The organism is Caballeronia sp. (assembly GCF_049581465.1).
Classification (GTDB): Bacteria; Pseudomonadota; Gammaproteobacteria; order Burkholderiales; family Burkholderiaceae; genus Caballeronia.
Map to the genome: position 1 here is coordinate 1 of NZ_JBAUSA010000790.1, position 16,936 is coordinate 16,936.

Annotated in this window: 15 protein-coding genes and 1 tRNA gene; 4 read left to right on the top strand and 12 right to left on the bottom strand. The window is 59.2% G+C overall.

Annotated elements, in window-relative coordinates; genetic code table 11:
- Positions 1-685 precede the first annotated feature (685 nt).
- From WCA53_RS19415 to map, 6 genes are all read right to left on the bottom strand, one after another.
- Entirely contained in the window at positions 686-991 is a 306-nt protein-coding gene (locus tag WCA53_RS19415; RefSeq protein ID WP_423914305.1) for a YXWGXW repeat-containing protein, read from the bottom strand.
- Positions 992-2,161: 1,170 nt separating this feature from the next.
- The gene (gene minE / locus WCA53_RS19420) at positions 2,162-2,416 is read right to left on the bottom strand and encodes a cell division topological specificity factor MinE (RefSeq protein WP_423914309.1); all 255 of its coding nucleotides are present in this window, start codon (positions 2,414-2,416) and stop codon (positions 2,162-2,164) included.
- Positions 2,417-2,425: 9 nt separating this feature from the next.
- Complete coding sequence (gene minD, locus WCA53_RS19425; protein WP_031359135.1) at positions 2,426-3,241, bottom strand: septum site-determining protein MinD; 816 nt, start codon at positions 3,239-3,241, stop codon at positions 2,426-2,428.
- Positions 3,242-3,324: 83 nt separating this feature from the next.
- Positions 3,325-4,080 (bottom strand): septum site-determining protein MinC, encoded by a 756-nt coding sequence (gene minC / locus WCA53_RS19430; protein ID WP_423914311.1) that lies wholly within the window; start codon positions 4,078-4,080, stop codon positions 3,325-3,327.
- Between the two features lie 179 nt (positions 4,081-4,259).
- Entirely contained in the window at positions 4,260-4,769 is a 510-nt protein-coding gene (locus WCA53_RS19435; RefSeq protein WP_423914314.1) for a GNAT family N-acetyltransferase, read from the bottom strand.
- 214 nt (positions 4,770-4,983) lie between these two features.
- The gene (gene map, locus WCA53_RS19440) at positions 4,984-5,766 is read right to left on the bottom strand and encodes a type I methionyl aminopeptidase (RefSeq protein WP_423914316.1); all 783 of its coding nucleotides are present in this window, start codon (positions 5,764-5,766) and stop codon (positions 4,984-4,986) included.
- A 247-nt stretch (positions 5,767-6,013) separates the two neighbouring features.
- Here map and WCA53_RS19445 point away from each other — a divergent pair, with 247 nt between their 5' ends.
- Positions 6,014-6,367 carry a hypothetical protein gene (locus tag WCA53_RS19445; RefSeq protein ID WP_423914320.1) on the top strand — a complete coding sequence of 118 codons (354 nt, stop codon included), beginning with the start codon at positions 6,014-6,016 and terminating at the stop codon, positions 6,365-6,367.
- 75 nt (positions 6,368-6,442) lie between these two features.
- Here the strand turns inward: WCA53_RS19445 and WCA53_RS19450 are convergent, their stop codons facing one another.
- Positions 6,443-6,940 (bottom strand): outer membrane beta-barrel protein, encoded by a 498-nt coding sequence (locus WCA53_RS19450; protein WP_423914325.1) that lies wholly within the window; start codon positions 6,938-6,940, stop codon positions 6,443-6,445.
- A gap of 366 nt (positions 6,941-7,306) precedes the next feature.
- Here WCA53_RS19450 and WCA53_RS19455 point away from each other — a divergent pair, with 366 nt between their 5' ends.
- On the top strand, positions 7,307-7,690 hold the full coding sequence (locus tag WCA53_RS19455; protein WP_423914329.1) for a hypothetical protein: 384 nt from the start codon (positions 7,307-7,309) through the stop codon (positions 7,688-7,690).
- A gap of 86 nt (positions 7,691-7,776) precedes the next feature.
- On the opposite strand, the gene WCA53_RS19460 is transcribed toward WCA53_RS19455, so the two are convergent.
- The 3 genes from WCA53_RS19460 to WCA53_RS19470 form a co-directional block, all read right to left on the bottom strand.
- A tRNA-Ser gene (locus tag WCA53_RS19460) sits at positions 7,777-7,866 on the bottom strand.
- A gap of 142 nt (positions 7,867-8,008) precedes the next feature.
- On the bottom strand, positions 8,009-9,307 hold the full coding sequence (gene serS / locus WCA53_RS19465) for a serine--tRNA ligase (RefSeq protein WP_423914331.1): 1,299 nt from the start codon (positions 9,305-9,307) through the stop codon (positions 8,009-8,011).
- Between the two features lie 61 nt (positions 9,308-9,368).
- Positions 9,369-10,682, bottom strand: coding sequence for a replication-associated recombination protein A (locus WCA53_RS19470; RefSeq protein ID WP_423914333.1), 1,314 nt, complete (start codon positions 10,680-10,682; stop codon positions 9,369-9,371).
- 169 nt (positions 10,683-10,851) lie between these two features.
- Between WCA53_RS19470 and cytX the strand changes: the two genes are divergently transcribed.
- On the top strand, positions 10,852-12,186 hold the full coding sequence (gene cytX / locus WCA53_RS19475; RefSeq protein ID WP_423914336.1) for a putative hydroxymethylpyrimidine transporter CytX: 1,335 nt from the start codon (positions 10,852-10,854) through the stop codon (positions 12,184-12,186).
- Between the two features lie 63 nt (positions 12,187-12,249).
- On the opposite strand, the gene lolA is transcribed toward cytX, so the two are convergent.
- Together lolA and WCA53_RS19485 are read right to left on the bottom strand one after the other, a co-directional pair.
- Positions 12,250-12,915, bottom strand: a complete 666-nt coding sequence (gene lolA, locus WCA53_RS19480; protein ID WP_423914339.1) for an outer membrane lipoprotein chaperone LolA — start codon at positions 12,913-12,915, stop codon at positions 12,250-12,252.
- Positions 12,916-12,934: 19 nt separating this feature from the next.
- Entirely contained in the window at positions 12,935-15,247 is a 2,313-nt protein-coding gene (locus WCA53_RS19485; protein ID WP_423914342.1) for a DNA translocase FtsK, read from the bottom strand.
- A gap of 396 nt (positions 15,248-15,643) precedes the next feature.
- Between WCA53_RS19485 and trxB the strand changes: the two genes are divergently transcribed.
- Complete coding sequence (gene trxB / locus WCA53_RS19490; RefSeq protein ID WP_423914346.1) at positions 15,644-16,639, top strand: thioredoxin-disulfide reductase; 996 nt, start codon at positions 15,644-15,646, stop codon at positions 16,637-16,639.
- The last annotated feature ends 297 nt before the right edge of the window (positions 16,640-16,936 follow it).

The following is a 16,936-nucleotide window of genomic DNA, read 5'->3' on the forward strand; positions in this document are numbered from 1 at the left end:
CTTAATCCCTGTACTAAATGCGAGCGTGATCGTCAGGGCTACCCGCTCTTCGCTCGCTTCAGCATATGTACTTCTGGCTTGCGCTGATCTTGACGCTCGCGATCGCGGCGCTGTCCCTTTGCGTGACGCGTACGTCTTTTCAATGACTGGGAAGGCAGCGGGATCGCACAGGTAGTCGCCGTGCTGAAGGTCCACGCGGACTTGGCGCGCGGCCTTTGTCGCAGCCGTCGGTTAGTTGTCCGTTATGTCGCTTTTGGGGACGATCAACGACCACGCATTGGGGACCCCGCTAATGGGGACTACATTGATCGCAAGCAGGGAACCGCGCTCTATTGCACCACCGCTCTATGAGCCGCTTGCCGGGCGGTAAATGAAGCCGATTCTTTGGCCCATGCCGGCGCCCTCGTCCGAAGTGCCCGAGGCGCTGGTTGAAGACGAAAAGCCGGCAGCAAAGTCACGCAGTTTTTGCGTGTTACGTTAGTAGATGTACACGCGCGGCACCGGCCGATATGCATACGGGTGAGCCGGCACGACGATACAACCTGCCAGAAGGGTTGCAAGCAAGGCAGCGATCAGCAGTTTTATTTTCATGGATGACTCCGGGAAAATTAATCAGGCGACGCCGGCTGGGTCGCCTGCGATTCAAAGGCGAGTGCGTCAGGCTTAGTGCGTCAAGCGCGCTGCATCAAGCCCAGTGACCCGGTCTCCACCGGTACGCGCCGCCGCGCGCGATCCAGTGGCCTGGAACCCAGTAATAGCCCACTCGCTCGACTTCCCAATGGCCCGGGTTCCACGCGTATTGGCCGTGGTCCCAGCGCCAGTGGCCGCGATCCCAGACATAGCCGGCGCGAGCTGGCGGTGCGGGTTCGACGCGCACGGGCGGTGGCGCGTTGGGCGCTACGATGACCACTTGCGCCGAGGCACTTCCCGCGACTGCCGCAGCGCCTGCGATGACGATGGCCGCTTGAGCGATTAGCAGACGAATCTTCATGACCGAGCTCCTGTTGTTGTAGCGCCGTTTATCGGCGATATCTTATTAATGCGCGAGGTCTTGAACGCGCCGACAGCGCTCGTGTAACGGCGAGCATGAAACTGCAACGGAATATTGATGTAAGACAGGGGACCGGCTAGGGGCCGGCTGTTGGCGGTTTTTGCTTGCGGCGAGTGTGGAGGGGGGGCTGCTCGCGGAGAGTGTGGGGCTAGGATTGAGTCCTTCTGCTAGCGTGGTCGTTCTGCATAAGTAGTTTTTTCTTGCTTATTTCTGTTAGCCCCTATCCGGGGCGGGACTTCATTTCTTTTCAAACGCGAAAAGAAACGAAGCAAAGAAACGCGTTTTAAACCGCCAATTTTTAAGTGTCGTCATCACTCACTTCAGGCTTTTGGCACTAAACGATCAGCACTACCAAACATCTAACTCGCAGTCGAACACCCTCCTCAAGCACAAACGGCGCGCACACGCTTCGCCTCCACGGCCCCGACCCCGTTGCCGCTAGCGGCAACACCCGTGATAAAGCCAGCAGTGAGGCGAGCGACAACGTCAGCGCTAAGGCAACCCGCATGGCCCGCAGGCAAACCACTCGATTTTGCGCGGTCTTTCAATGGTTGACGCGTTTGGGTCGAGCGAAATGCAGTCTTGGATGTGAGTCGTCTGGGTCTTGCTTCGCACGACCTAGACGCGACGCGCGCGGACCAGCCACTTGGTGGTGATCCGATAACTGAATAGTTACCGTGATACGACCTTTGAGGCGAAGCGTGTGGGCGCTGTTGATGCTTGAGGTGGGTGTTCGACTGAGCGTTGATGAGGGGGGGCGGCACTACGTTCGGGCCAAAGACCTGAAGTGAGCAACGACGACACTTAGGTGTTCGCGGTTTGAACGCGTTTCTTTGCTTCGTTCTTTGCGCGTTTGCAAAGAAATGAAGTCCCGCCCCGGATAGGGGCTAACAGAAATAAGCAAGAAAATACTTCTTATGCAGAACGACCACGCTAGCAGAAGGACTCAATCCTAGCCCCACACTCTCCGCGAGCAGCACCCCATCAACGCTCTCCCCACACTCGCCGCGAACAGCACCCATCCCACCCTCACCGCAAGCAGAACCGCCCAAAAGCCACCGCAAGCAGAACCGCCCAAAAGCCACCCCCCGTCAGCCAACAGCCGGCCCCTTAAACTGAAGGTATCTCGATCTTCACTTCAAGCACTTCGAGATCGTCTTGGCGCTCAAGACTCACCTTGATATCGTCGCTGGAAATCTTCACGTACTTGGAGATCACGGCAACCAACTCCCGCTGCAACGCCGGCAAATAATCGGAGGGAGCATGACCGCCCGCGCGCTCGTGCGCAATGATCAACTGCAGACGTTCCTTCGCGATCGAAGCGGACTTCTTTTTCTCTCCCAGCAAAAACGAAAGAATCGACATTGCGTCCCCTTACTTGTTGCCAAAGATGCGTTGCAACAGACCCGGCTTCTGATAATCGGTGAAACGCAACGACTTCTCCTCGCCCAAAAAGCGCGAGACGATGTCCTTGTACGCTTCAGCCACGTCAGTACCATCGAGGTGAACAGCCGGCAAACCCTGGTTGGACGCATGCAGCACCGCTTCCGATTCCGGGATCACGCCAATCAATTCGATGCGCAGGATTTCCTGAATGTCAGTGAGCGACAGCATCTCGCCTTCGCTCACACGCTTTGGGTTATATCGAGTGATCAACAAGTGTTCCTTGATCGGCTCCTTCCCCTCAATCGCCCGCTTCGTCTTCGACGAAAGAATGCCGAGAATACGATCCGAGTCACGCACCGACGACACTTCCGGATTCGTCACGATCAACGCTTCATCGGCGAAATGCATGGCCAGCAAAGCGCCCGATTCAATACCCGCCGGCGAGTCGCAAACGATGTATTCGAAGTCCATCGCGATCAGGTCGTTGATGATCTTCTCTACGCCGTCCTGAGTGAGCGCGTCTTTATCGCGCGTCTGCGAGGCCGGCAGGATGAACAGGTTCTCGCACTTCTTGTCCTTGATAAGCGCCTGGTTAAGGTTCGCTTCGCCCTGGATCACGTTGATGAGGTCGTACACCACGCGGCGTTCGCAGCCCATGATGAGGTCGAGATTGCGCAGGCCGACGTCAAAGTCGATCACGGCCGTCTTGTGCCCGCGCAATGCGAGCGCCGATGCGAAGCTCGCGCTGGTGGTCGTCTTGCCGACGCCGCCCTTGCCCGAAGTCACCACAATGATTTTTGCCATTCCTGTACCTTGTGTTCGTCAATTAAGTCCGTTCCGGCATTCCGTCCGGGCGCGCGCCGTCCGCACCAGGCGCGCATTCCCCATTACGTCAGCCGCAGCGGTTCGATCATCAATTTCTCTTCGTCCAGCCAGATCTGTACGGCCTTGCCCAGCACATCGGCGGCGAGCGGGGTTTCCGTGGTCCGGTAAATCCCGGCGATGGAGATCAGTTCCGGCTCCAGGCACGTGCAGAAAATGCGTGCGTCGAGCTTGCCATGCACGCCCGCGAGCGCCCGGCCACGCAATGGCGCATAGATATGGATGTTCCCCTCCGCGATCACTTCCGCGCCGTAGGACACCAGACCGAGCACGACGAGATCGCCCTTCGCATAAACCTGCTGCCCCGAACGCAACGGCCGGTCGATGATCGTGGTCGTAGGCACCGGCGCGCTGGGTGACGGAGTTTGCGCCACGGCGGCCTCGATCAAGGCGGCTGCGTCGGAATTCTCGGTGCCTTCGTCCATCGACGGCTTCGGGGCGCCTCGACGGTCGCGCGCTTCGAGCAACGGCAGCGTGCTTGCAGACGCCCACGCTTGCGCCCCCGTTGCCACGACGCCGATCGGGCGCATGCGCACGCTGTCAAGCAGAGCCGCGAGCTCGGTGATCGAGATACGCTCGTCGGCGTTCAATCGGCGAACGTCGATAGCGACGGTGTCGTTAGCGAAAAACTCGGGAGTCGCTTCGAAGCGCCGCGTGAGTTCCGTGCGCAACGCATCGAGGTCGGTAGTCTTGACGACAAACAGAAGCGTGTCGACGGCGCCGCTGCGCAATTCGAAAAAGGGCGTTTTTTTGAGCGACATAGGACCAGCCAAAAATTTTGCTTATTTTACAGGCGTGAACGCAAGCGGACGGAAAATTTCAGAAAGACGCCGGAATGTTGGCGTCGAGATGCAGGGTATAGCAGAAGATGCCGGACACGGCGAAGAAGCTCGCGGCATGGATGACTACAGCTACGGCTAAAGCTTGACCACCCGGCGTCTCAGCCTACGCGACGCACAAGCAGCGTTTCCCATTGCTCGGCATGACCGGGAATTCGGCGGCGCTCGCCGGCCGGACCAAAACCCAGGCGTTCATAGAAACGCATGGCGTTGCGGTTTTCATCGGCGATCCAGGCGTACACCTCTTGTGCGCCCTGCTCGGCCAGCCATTGCGCGGCCCCATTCACCAGCAACTCGCCACCGCGTAAATGCCGCACGGCAGGTGCGACCCAAAGCGCGCACACCGAGGCGCGCCGGAGCCCCGTCTCCTCGATCACCGCGTCGACCAGACCGGCCGGATGACCTTCCGTATAGAGGAGAAATGACGCAGTGACCGGAGAGTTCGCGTGGAGACCGGCCGTTTCGTCAAAGCTAGACGCATCGGCAGACAAGGCTTCTTCGAGCGTGTTGCCGAACGCGTAAGGCGCCTCGCGCAACGAAGCCGTGCGAAGCTCGCGCAGGACAGCACCTTGATGCGCGGCAATGCGGCGGACAGTCAGTGAAGGACTCATGCAGGTGTTATCTCTCAATCTTTCACAAGCTTCTTAAGCTGCTTCTAATGCGCGTCTGATGCGCTTCTCGTTCGCTTCTCGTTCACTCTCAGTGATGCTTCCGAAGCGGCCTGGCAACCCTTGCAACAGCTTCAACCGAACAGGCTAACGAGTCAATGATAATTGCAGCCAGGCGTGTGATCGGCCGCACGTTGCATTTTTCGCATCGACAGCTTCACGGCGCGGCGTACTCGCCCGTGCCTTCGGGCCAGGGCGTGAGCAGTTCGAAACCATCGTCGGTGACGGCGACCATGTGCTCCCATTGCGCTGAAAGCGAGCGGTCCTTCGTCGTCACCGTCCAGCCGTCGCGCGATTGCTGCGTCGCAGCGCGACCCGCATTGATCATCGGTTCGATGGTGAAAACCAGCCCCCGTTTCAAGCGAAGTCCCGCGCCCGGCTGTCCGTAATGCAGCACTTGCGGATCCTCGTGATACACGCGGCCGATGCCATGCCCGCAATACTCGCGCACAACCGAATAACCTTCTCGATTCGCGACCGTTTGAATAGCGTGCCCGACGTCGCCGAGCGTCGCTCCCGGCCGCACCATGCGAATGCCGGCGACCATCGCTTCGTAGGTCGTGTCGCACAGGCGCCTGGCTTCCCTGGTCGGCGTGCCCGCGTAGTACATGCGGCTCGTGTCGCCAAAATAGCCGTCCTTGATGATCGCCACATCTATGTTGACGATATCGCCGTCCTTCAGTTCCTTCGGGCCGGGAATCCCGTGGCAAACCACGTGATTCACCGAGGTGCAGACGGTTTTCGGAAACCCCATATAGCCAACGTTAGCCGGGATCGCCTTTAGCTCATCGACGATAAAGCGGTTGCAGATCGCGTCCAGATCATCGGTCGTCACGCCTGGCCGCACGTGCTCGCCGATCATGGCAAGGACAGCGGCGGCCATCCGACCGGAAATGCGCAGCTTTTCGATGTCGGCGGCCGACTTGAGTGTGATTGCCATAAAGCGATGTTGTTTCGGCGCGCGGCATTGATCCGACGCATGCGCATGTTTTCGGGATGCCGGCGATGATAGCATCGCGCGCTTTGTCGATCTTGGTCGTCAAGTCGATGTGTCAGGTTTGCGCTGGCGCGTCGACGAACGGAATTGAATCAGGCTGGATAGAACCGTGCATGATTGAACCAGGTCTTGCATCAGTTGGCCGTTTACGCTTTATTGACGTACCTCTTTTCCTTATCGAAGCTCATTGATGAAGCATTCGCGTCGAATTGTCCGGTGCGCAGCGTCATTGGGTGCGTTTTCCGCCCTTGTCGCCTGTAGTGCATCGAGGGACCCGGAACTCCGTGCGTCCAGTCCACTGATCTATATCGCTTCGGAACGGTCGCCATCGGACGTGTTTCGTTGTCTCGAAGATAAACTGCCTTCGCCTTCCACATCGCAACTGGGCAGCTCGTCCGAACTGCGCGTGGGCTCGGACGCGTGGGTGGTGACACTGACACCATCGCAATATGGCTCGACGGTGAAAGTCCAGAAATCGGCGAGCGACGACGGCGGGCTATCCGAGCCGGAAATGCGCTTTGATATTGCGCGCTGTACCGTGTGAGACGCTTAAAACCTGTAGAAAAGCCCCGACGAATTATGTTCGCCGGGGCTTTTTATTATGCAACCTGTTGCGGGATTAGAAAAAGTAGTAGTGCACGCCGATAGTAAAGCTGTCATTGCGACGCGTCGTGCCGTTGGACTTGCTTGTATCCGCCGTCCATTCACCCGCAACGCTCCATTGCCTGGCAAGTTTATATTCCAGACCGAGACCACCATGCAATCGCGCATTCGGCCAGGTTCCTGTAAAACCGATGCGGCCATACGGCAAGAATGCGTTAAATGGCATTCCGAATTTCAGGTCGGCGCCGGCATCCTTGTAGGTCGTCGAACCATGATGCAGATCGGCGAAAACCTCTGCGCCCAGGACAAAACGGCTAACGTCGAAGTTATAGCCCGCGGTCAGGCCGGGGAAGGTGGTGCTGTGAGCCGATTGGTTGATTTCACCGGATGCATCGGACCGGTTCTGTCCGATTTTGGCGCCAACGAACGGCCCCGCGAACTCGCTCGCCTGAACGCACGAAATACCGGTCACAGCGATGACCAGCGCGGCAAATAGTTTCTTTAGATTGAACATGAATTTAAATACATAACGATAAAACGCGAAAAGCAAAATTAATTGCCGCATCCGTGCACGGATTCAGGCATCAGGATTGGTTGACATTTATCCCAAGCAGAATTCACAACGAATCGAAAGATTAAATTGCAAATTGCGAAGCACCTATCGGACCGCTCCGAATAGGTGGTTTTGGCGTTATGATTTATGACTTTCTTTTCGGCCAGTGCTTTGTGCGAGCGACACGCGCGGCTTACGTTATCGACAAACACCATCGCGGCTATTTCGATAACCGTATTAATTCAATATATCGAAACGATTTTGGCCGTCCGCTCGAAAATTGAAATTGAAATGTCGGATTTTATTCAAGAACGACAGGAAGCCTGTATGAAACATCTTTCTTTTCGTGTCTATCGGAGGCTTGGTACGTTTGCCGAACTAGCCGGGTTGCTTTGTCTGGCGGCGAGCGCAATGGCCGCGGACGTCACAGCGCCCTTCACGGCACCCTCTTCGATGGCTGATGCACCCGTCTCCCTTTTCGTGGCGCCCGCGCCCGTATATGTTTATCGTTCGCCGTCGCTGATGACCAACACGGCGCAAGTGCCGGCTTCGGGCGCCAGCGAAGCCGTTGCCCGGACGCCGACGCCCAATCTGGAGAAGCCGGACAACTGGGCTTGCCGGACGTCGAATGTGCTGAGCCGAAGCTCAGCGAATCGGAACGCCGACGGGAAGTCGTTTTCCGACATCGAACACCTATTGCCCAAGTGTTGAAGGCCAACCGCGGTGGGCGCTTCGCGCGTCAGGTCCGACCAAGCAAAAGCCCCGTTGATCTTTCGATCAACGGGGCTTTTTTAATTTGGCGGAAAGGGTGAGATTCGAACTCACGGTACCCCTAAAGGTACACTGGATTTCGAGTCCAGCGCATTCGACCACTCTGCCACCTTTCCTTAACAACAATTTGCTGCAACCGTCATCCTGCTTTTTTCGGTTCTTGCCGAACCGGTCGTCGCGCGGCAAGACCAAGATTATAGACGAAGCGAAATCGATTTCCAAGCCTCTTTTTTGTGGCCGGGATCAAATCAAAAGCAATCAACCTGCCTTCGATATTTCCAGCCGCTCGACGCCGCGCATGTAAGGCCGCAATGCGACCGGCACCGTCACCGATCCATCCGCGTTCTGGAAATTTTCGAGCACAGCAACCAGCGTCCGTCCGACGGCCAGTCCCGACCCGTTCAGCGTGTGGACAAACTCCGGCTTGCCTTGCGCATTGCGAAAGCGCGCCTGCATCCGGCGAGCCTGGAACGCTTCAGTGTTCGAGCAACTCGAGATTTCACGATACGTGTTTTGCGCCGGCAGCCACACTTCGAGGTCGAACGTCTTCGTTGCCGAAAACCCCATGTCTCCGGTGCATAGCGTAATCACGCGATACGGCAATTCGAGCTTCTGCAGAATCGCCTCAGCGTGTCCGACCATCTGGTCGAGCGTGTCATAGGAAGTCTCAGGCGACACGACCTGCACCATCTCCACTTTGTCGAACTGATGCTGACGGATCAGGCCGCGTGTGTCACGGCCGTACGAGCCCGCTTCAGAGCGGAAACACGGCGAATGAGCGGTGAGCTTCACCGGCAGCGCAGCGGCGTCGAGAATACTTTCGCGAACCGTATTGGTCAGCGATATCTCCGACGTGGAGATCAGGTATTGCGTGATCGTGTTCTCTTCACCGCCCTTCTCGACGCGAAACATGTCGTCGGCGAATTTGGGCAACTGGCCCGTGCCGAACAGGATTTCCGGATTCACGATGTACGGCGTGTACGCCTCCGTGTAACCGTGCTGCTCGGTGTGAGTGTCGATCATGAATTGCGCCAGCGCCCGATGCAGACGCGCAATCTGTCCGCGCAGCAACGTGAATCGCGTGCCCGACAACTTGGCGCCAGTTTCGAAATCGAGGCCCAGCGGCACGCCTACGTCGACGTGATCCTTCACCTCGAAATCGAACGTTCGCGGTGTTCCCCAGCGACGAACCTCGACATTTTCCGCCTCATCGCGGCCGATCGGCACGCTTTCGTGAGGCAGGTTCGGAACGCCTAGCATCAGGTCGGAAAGACGCTTTTGGATGTCGTCGAGATGACCTGCGGACGCTTTCATCGTTTCGCCGATTCCGCCGACTTCTTCCATGACCGACGTCGTGTCCTCACCGCGGCCCTTCATCGCGCCGATCTGCTTGGACAGCGTATTGCGCCGCATTTGCAGCTCTTCGGTGCGCGTCTGGATCTCGCGACGCTCAGCTTCCAATGCCGCGAAGGCCGCGACGTCGAGGGTGTAGCCGCGGTCGGCCAAGCGCTTTGCGACGCCGTCGGGGTCTTTGCGCAGAAGTTGAATGTCGAGCATGGCAGGGCTTTTTTAGTTGATACGAGTCGGCGATTTTAACGCAGCCGCTTTCTCGTATGCCTCACTTCTTCTCTTCCTTGTGCTCTCTTCTCCATTTCGCATCCATCTCAGACAAACGCGCGAGCTTTTCCCCTATCTTGCCCTCCAACCCTCGCGGCGTCGGCTCGTACCAGTGCGGATCGCGCATCCCCTCCGGCAAGTACGTTTCTCCCGCCGCGTACGCGTCCGGCTCGTCATGGGCGTAGCGGTATTCATGGCCGTAACCCAGTTCCTTCATCAGCTTCGTCGGCGCATTTCGCAGATGCACCGGCACACCGCGCGATTGATCCTTTCCCACAAACCGGCGCGCCTCGTTGTACGCCTTGTATCCCGCATTCGACTTCGGTGCGACCGCCAAATAGATCAACGCCTGCGCCAACGCCAATTCGCCCTCCGGCGTACCCAGGCGCTCGTAGGTCTCCGCGGCGTCAAGCGCGATTCGCCCCGCCCGCGGATCGGCCAGGCCAATGTCTTCCCACGCCATCCGGACTATCCGGCGCGCCAGATAGCGCGGGTCCGCGCCCCCGTCCAGCATCCGGCAAAACCAGTAAAGCGTCGCGTCCGGATTGCTCCCGCGCACCGACTTATGCAACGCGCTGATCTGGTCGTAAAACGCATCGCCACCCTTGTCAAAACGACGCAGGTTCTCCGCCAATGCGCTTCCCAGCAACGGACCGTCGATGAGCGTGGTTTTTTGTTGCGCCGCTGCGCGTGCCACGATTTCCAGGTTGTTCAGGAGCTTGCGGCCGTCACCATCGGCGGAACCGGTCAGCGCGTCACGCGCGTCGTCCGAAAATGTGTAACCGCCCAGTTCGGCCTGCGCACGCTCCATCAATTCCGTCAGTTCGCCCGCGTCGAGGCTCTTCAGGACATAGACCGCCGCCCGCGACAACAGCGCACTATTCACCTCGAATGACGGATTCTCGGTCGTCGCGCCCACGAACACGAACAGACCCGATTCGACGTGCGGCAAAAATGCGTCCTGCTGGCTCTTGTTGAAGCGGTGCACTTCATCGACGAAAACCAGGGTCTGATGGCCGTTCGCCCGATGAATCTGCGCCATCTCGACGGCCTCGCGAATATCCTTCACGCCCGACAGGACCGCCGACAATGAAATAAATTCAGCATGGAACGCCGCAGCCATGAGCCGCGCAAGCGTGGTCTTGCCGACGCCCGGCGGCCCCCAAAGGATCATCGAATGTGCTTCGCCCGACTCGAACGCAACACGCAACGGCTTGTTAGGCCCGAGCAAATGCTTCTGCCCAATGACCTCGTCAATACTCCGAGGACGCAAACGCTCGGCAAGGGGAACATTGGCACGGTTTTCTTCAAACATGACGCTCTGGCAGCTCCTAATGTTGCAAGGCTGTCAAAGACAGCGATAATCGTGCGCTTTTCGAGACAGACGCTGCGACTGCTTCAAAACGATGATTATGACAGCCGCAACACGCGTGACGAAACCCGCATGAACCGGGCCAAGCCCCACCAATAAGGACAATCAGCGCATGGCACAAGACGCAACACATAACGCAGACAGTGGCGCAGCGACCTACGCGCCGTTGCTGCCCGTACCCGCCGCGCGCCGTGCATTCGGCACGTCCGATGCATTCGCCCTGTGGTTCTCGCTCGGCATTGGCCTGCTGGTGGCGCAAGCGGGCGCGTTGCTCGTACCGGGCCTCTCGCTGCCGCACGCGCTCGCGGCCATTGTTATCGGCACGGTAATAGGCGTCGTCCTGCTCGCGCTCGCGGGTGTGGCCGGCACAGATACGGGGCTCGCCGCCATGTCCTCGCTGCGCCCAACACTTGGCGTGCGCGGTGCGTCGGTGCCGGCCGTGCTCAACGCGGTGCAACTGGTCGGCTGGGGCTCGTTCGAGATCATCGTGATGCGCGATTCCGCCGACGCCCTCGCAAAACAATCCTTCAATCTTTCGATGCCGCTCGTCTGGACGCTCATCTTCGGCGTGCTGTCGACCTTGCTTGCAATCACCGGCCCGCTCTCGTTCGTGCGGCGCTTCCTGCGCACGTGGGGCATATGGCTGCTGCTCGGCGGGGCGGGCTGGCTGACGTGGAACCTGTTGTCGAAGCACGATCTCACTGCGCTGATGAACCGGCCCGGCACCGGCGACATGACATTCGGCGCGGGTATCGACCTGGTTGTCGCCATGCCGCTGTCGTGGCTGCCGCTGATTGCGGATTACACGCGCTTCGGGCGTAGCGCGGGCGGCACGTTTCGCGGCACGCTATTGGGCTATGGGATCGCGAATATCTGGTTCTACGCGCTAGGCGCGGTGTATGCCCTCGCGGCAGGCGGCGGCGATGCGCTTCTGACCATTGCGCTGGCCCAGGCGGCGGGCGGGATTGCGCTGCTGCTGATTCTCGTCGATGAAGTCGATAACGCCTTCGCCGATATCCATTCGGCCGCCGTCTCCACCGGCACATTTTGGGCGCGGGCCAGCGTGCCGTTGTTGTCGGCGGGGTTCGGCGCGTTGTGCACACTGGTCGCGTTGCTCGTGCAGATGGGCAAGTACCAGAACTTCCTGCTGCTGATCGGCTCGGTGTTCGCGCCGTTATTCGGCGTGGTGCTGGCGGACCATTTCATTCTGCGCAAACGCCGTATCGATGTGGCCGCGCTCGCCGACTTGCGCGGCGCGTACGGCTTTTCGGGTGGCTGGCACGTGAGCGGGTTTGTCGCGTGGGTGCTGGGAATTGCGGCCTATCACGCGATCAACAATTGGCTGCCGAACCTGGGTGCGACACTGCCGTCGCTGGTGATCGGAGCGCTGGCCTATCTGGCGCTGGCCTCTCGCCGCCGGGGAGAAATGCGGTCGTCGTCGACTTGAAGAAACCTCTGGCCGGAAGCGAGGCGTTCGCCGCCTCGCTCGGTTTGAAACCGTTTGAAACGCTTATCCGTTGATCACATCCGCGCCCTTGGGCACGACGAACTTGAACGCGTCGCTTTTCAGCGGCGGGTTCTTCTGGATATTTGAGAACGTCAGCAAGGTCACGTTGCCGAAGACATCGTGCAATTCCATCGCTTCCAGATTGCCGTCCCGGAAGCCGATGCCAACCTGCTGGAATTGCGTGTCCTGCGCTTTCGGAGTCAGTTCAAGCCAGTCGATGCCATCTTTCACGCCCGCGTCGCGCAACGTGAAATTCTTGTCGAGATCGTTGCTGCCGAAGAGAATCGCCGCCGGGCTTGCGCCGAGCGCATTGCCCAGCGTGCGGACGGTGACCTGGTTCAAGTCCTTGTCGTAGACATAGAGCTTGTCGCCGTCGGCCTGCAACAATTGCGCGTAGGGTTTCTCATACGACCAGATGAACTTGCCCGGCCGTGCAAACGTGAAGGTTCCGCTCGACACGCCCGTGACCTGCGGCATTGCACCCGGAGTCGCCGATGCCGCCTTGCTCGGCGCCTTCACCTCGCGCTGCACGAACATGCCGTGCGCCGAATGAACCTGCGCGACAAACGCCTTCAACTGCTCGGTGCCGCTGGCAAACGCGTGGGACGCCATCAGCATGGAAGCGCCAAGCACCACTGCGCGATAAAACGACTTCAAACCGTACTGCATAGACTCAATTCTCCAAGTTTCATTCGGCTTCGCGCGCTGGCACAAGGATTTCGCGATTGCCATTCGATGACATCGTCGAGACCACGCCCGAATTTTCCATTTGTTCGAGCAACCGCGCTGCCCGGTTATAGCCTATCCGCAAGTGCCGCTGCACAAGGGAGATGGACGCGCGGCGGTTCTTGATCACAATCTCGACGGCCTGGTCGTAAAGCGGATCGGCTTCGCCCTCGCCGCCCGCCGCTGCGCCTGCGGGCCCGTCTTCGCTCTCGCCGGTCACGCCGCCTTCGAGAATTCCTTCGATGTAATTCGGCTCGCCCTGCTCCTTGAGCTTGTTCACCACGCGATGCACTTCCTCGTCCGATACGAACGCGCCGTGAATGCGCACCGGCACGCCGGAACCTGGCGGCAGGTAAAGCATGTCGCCCATGCCCAGCAGCGATTCGGCGCCCTGCTGGTCGAGAATGGTCCGCGAGTCGATCTTCGATGAAACCTGGAACGCCATCCGGGTAGGCACGTTGGCTTTGATCAGCCCGGTAATCACGTCCACCGATGGCCGCTGCGTCGCGAGAATCAAGTGAATCCCAGCCGCACGCGCCTTTTGCGCAATCCGCGCGATCAGTTCTTCGACCTTCTTGCCGACCACCATCATCAAGTCGGCGAGCTCGTCGATCACCACCACGATGGTCGGCAAGCGGTTCAATGGCTCCGGCTCGTCCGGCGTCAGGCTGAACGGATTGGGAATCTTCTCTTCGCGTTTCGTGGCTTCGTCGATCTTGTGATTGAAACCCGCGAGATTGCGCACGCCCATCTTGCTCATCAGCTTGTAGCGGCGTTCCATCTCGGCCACCGCCCAGTTCAGCGCGTGGCCCGCTTGCCGCATGTCGGTGACGACCGGGCAAAGCAGATGCGGAATGCCTTCGTAGACGCTCATTTCGAGCATCTTCGGATCGATCAGGATCATGCGCACTTCGTCGGCGCTTGCCTTGTACAGCAGCGACAGGATCATCGCGTTGATGCCGACCGACTTGCCCGAACCGGTCGTGCCGGCCACCAGCAAGTGCGGCATTTTCGCGAGATCGGCGCACACCGGCTTCCCGCCGATATCCTTGCCCAGGCCCATGGTCAACGGCGAAGCGGCATCGGCGTAGACCTGCGAGCCGAGAATCTCCGACAAACGCACCGTCTGGCGGCGCGGGTTCGGCAATTCAAGCGCCATGAAATTTTTGCCCGGAATCGTTTCGACCACGCGAATGGATACCAGCGACAACGAACGCGCCAGGTCCTTCGCCAGCCCGACGATCTGCGAACCCTTCACGCCCGTGGCAGGCTCGATCTCGTAGCGCGTGACGACCGGCCCCGGATACGCCGCGACCACGTTCACTTCGACGCCGAAATCCTTGAGCTTTTTCTCGATCAGGCGTGACGTGTATTCGAGGGTATCGGCGGAGATGGTTTCCTTCACTTCCGGCGCGGCGTCGAGCAGCGCAAGCGGCGGCAAAGTGGAATCGCCGGGGAGATCGGTGAAAAGCGGCACCTGCTTTTCTTTTTCCACACGCGCCGATTTCACCGGTGCGACCGGCGGCACGATCAGGACCGGCTCCTGTTCTTCGATTTTCACGCGCCCGCGCACGACCTTGCCTTCGCGCTTGACCGCCGCCTCGACGCCCGCTTTCCGGTCACGGCCCGCCTCGCGGCGCAAGCGCGCGCCCGTGATGGTCGCCATGATGCCGTCGCCGGTTTTTTCGCAGACCGACAGCCAGGAAAAGTTGAAATAGAGCGATAAGCCAATCGCCAGCGCGATCAGCAAGAACAGCGTCCCGCCGGTGAAACCGAGCGCATGGGACACGCCGTGTGCAACCGCCTCGCCCACCACGCCGCCTGGCGAATTCGGCACCTGGATCTTGCCCTTGAGCGACCACATGCGTAACGCCTCGATGCCGTCGCTTGCGAGTAGCACGAGTACGAACGCGAACGCCTGGAAGAGCCAGGTCCGGTCCTTTTGCGGTTCATCGGCGGCGGGTTCGTGATGCGTGATCCGCCGATAATTCGCCACGATAAGCCGCCCAAGCAACACGATCCACCAGTACGCCGAGAGGCCAAAAAGCAGCAACAGGATGTCCGACGTCCACGCGCCGACGCGCCCTGCCCAATTGGCGATCTGGTCAACTTGCGCCGCATGCGTCCAGCTTGGGTCGTGCGTGCTGTAGCTGACCATCGCCATCAGCAGGAACACGCCAAGCGCGACCTGCAGAATCCAGCGAATCTCGGTGAAAAGTCGCGACATGCGATGCGGCAATGCCTGCGCATTTGCTGAATAGGTAGCTTTTGCCATTGATCCGTAAGGCTTTTTGATCCGCTGCGCCGGGCGCAACGGATCGACAGAAACGATGCGTGCATTGTAAACGCTGCGTTGGGATGAACGAGCAAAATCGGTCGGGTGTTGCACGCTGTAACACTCGGGTTACATACCGCAGGAGTCCCAAGCCGCGCGCGCACGCTATGGCGGCCATTGAAAGGATCACTGAGCAGGCGTTATGACGGGCCTTTATAATGGCGCATTCGCACCTAATTACAGGTCATCGGCAAAACCCGCTCCGGCACGTGGTCCGCTTTGCGGGGCGCCTCGCGCAGCAACAATTACCGTTTCACTGTTTCGCGAGCGATGCCGAGATGAGCCAGTTGAACGTGAAGTTCAGCGGTTCGGCCCTAACCACAATGGATTGCTCTCATGTCAGCGACAAAACACGCAAAAGTGTTGATTCTCGGTTCCGGCCCTGCCGGCTACACGGCCGCCGTCTACGCGGCGCGCGCCAATTTGTCGCCGCTGCTGATCACGGGCATCGCGCAAGGCGGCCAATTGATGACCACCACTGATGTCGAGAACTGGCCTGCCGACCCGCTCGGCGTCCAAGGCCCGGAACTGATGCAGCGTTTCCTTGAACATGCGGAGCGTTTCAACACAGAGATCGTCTTCGATCACATCCATACGGCCAATCTGAGCGAAAAGCCGTTTCGGCTGATCGGTGACTCGGGCGAATACACGTGCGACTCGCTGATTATCGCGACGGGTGCATCGGCGCAATATCTTGGCATGCCTTCGGAAGAAGAATTCATGGGCCGAGGCGTGTCGGCATGCGCGACTTGCGATGGTTTCTTCTACAAGAACGGCGAAGTGGCCGTGATCGGTGGCGGCAATACGGCGGTGGAAGAAGCGCTGTATCTGTCGGGCATCGCGAAGAAGGTGACCGTGATCCATCGCCGCGACAAGTTCCGCGCCGAGCCGATCCTGATCGACCGCCTGCTGGCGAAAGAAAAGGAAGGCGTCGTCGATATCAAGTGGAATCACGTCCTCGATGAAGTCACCGGCGACCAGTCGGGCGTGACCGGTTTGCGGATCAAGGACACGGAAACCGGCACGACCAGCGACGTGGCGCTGCAAGGCGTGTTTGTCGCCATCGGCCACAAGCCGAATACCGATCTGTTCACAGGCCAGTTGGAGATGAAGAACGGCTACATCATCACGAACGGCGGCTTGCAAGGTAATTCGACAGGCACGAGCATCGACGGCGTGTTTGCTGCTGGCGACGTGCAGGATCATATTTATCGCCAGGCTATTACCAGCGCTGGCACGGGCTGCATGGCCGCGCTCGACGCCCAGCGCTATCTCGAAAGCATTCACCAGAACCCGGCAGTGCGTTCGATGAGCGCAGAAGCGGAGCGGTAAATCGGTGCAGAGGCTATCAGGAGCGACCGTTCCCCGCGCCCCTGAATAGCCAATTGTGACTTTGAAATGCCGGCCATGATCCTCTGGATCGGCCGGCATTTTCGTTTTAAGGCCGATTTTCGGCGCAAGCAAAACATCGACATCGCGCGCTCTTGCTGATTCCCGTGTTAAAAAGGGTTTCTGGCGCGGTCGATACCCGTTCCGCCGCCCTGCATTTCCATCTGCCGTGCAATGCCCAAGAACCTTCCACATCCGAACGAACCCAGGCTGAAAGCCCGGCGCGAGCAAGCGCCGAGC

Excerpts from the sequence above, each read along its gene's own strand:
- cytX (WP_423914336.1), top strand. The coding sequence starts at position 10,852 with ATGGCACAAGACGCAACACATAACGCAGACAGTGGCGCAGCGACCTAC.
- minE (WP_423914309.1), bottom strand. The coding sequence starts at position 2,416 with ATGTCGATTCTTTCGTTTTTGCTGGGAGAGAAAAAGAAGTCCGCTTCG.
- WCA53_RS19445 (WP_423914320.1), top strand. The coding sequence starts at position 6,014 with ATGAAGCATTCGCGTCGAATTGTCCGGTGCGCAGCGTCATTGGGTGCG.
- WCA53_RS19450 (WP_423914325.1), bottom strand. The coding sequence starts at position 6,940 with ATGTTCAATCTAAAGAAACTATTTGCCGCGCTGGTCATCGCTGTGACC.
- WCA53_RS19435 (WP_423914314.1), bottom strand. The coding sequence starts at position 4,769 with ATGAGTCCTTCACTGACTGTCCGCCGCATTGCCGCGCATCAAGGTGCT.
- WCA53_RS19470 (WP_423914333.1), bottom strand. The coding sequence starts at position 10,682 with ATGTTTGAAGAAAACCGTGCCAATGTTCCCCTTGCCGAGCGTTTGCGT.
- WCA53_RS19485 (WP_423914342.1), bottom strand. The coding sequence starts at position 15,247 with ATGGCAAAAGCTACCTATTCAGCAAATGCGCAGGCATTGCCGCATCGC.
- map (WP_423914316.1), bottom strand. The coding sequence starts at position 5,766 with ATGGCAATCACACTCAAGTCGGCCGCCGACATCGAAAAGCTGCGCATT.
- lolA (WP_423914339.1), bottom strand. The coding sequence starts at position 12,915 with ATGCAGTACGGTTTGAAGTCGTTTTATCGCGCAGTGGTGCTTGGCGCT.
- serS (WP_423914331.1), bottom strand. The coding sequence starts at position 9,307 with ATGCTCGACATTCAACTTCTGCGCAAAGACCCCGACGGCGTCGCAAAG.
- trxB (WP_423914346.1), top strand. The coding sequence starts at position 15,644 with ATGTCAGCGACAAAACACGCAAAAGTGTTGATTCTCGGTTCCGGCCCT.
- WCA53_RS19415 (WP_423914305.1), bottom strand. The coding sequence starts at position 991 with ATGAAGATTCGTCTGCTAATCGCTCAAGCGGCCATCGTCATCGCAGGC.
- WCA53_RS19455 (WP_423914329.1), top strand. The coding sequence starts at position 7,307 with ATGAAACATCTTTCTTTTCGTGTCTATCGGAGGCTTGGTACGTTTGCC.
- minC (WP_423914311.1), bottom strand. The coding sequence starts at position 4,080 with ATGTCGCTCAAAAAAACGCCCTTTTTCGAATTGCGCAGCGGCGCCGTC.
- minD (WP_031359135.1), bottom strand. The coding sequence starts at position 3,241 with ATGGCAAAAATCATTGTGGTGACTTCGGGCAAGGGCGGCGTCGGCAAG.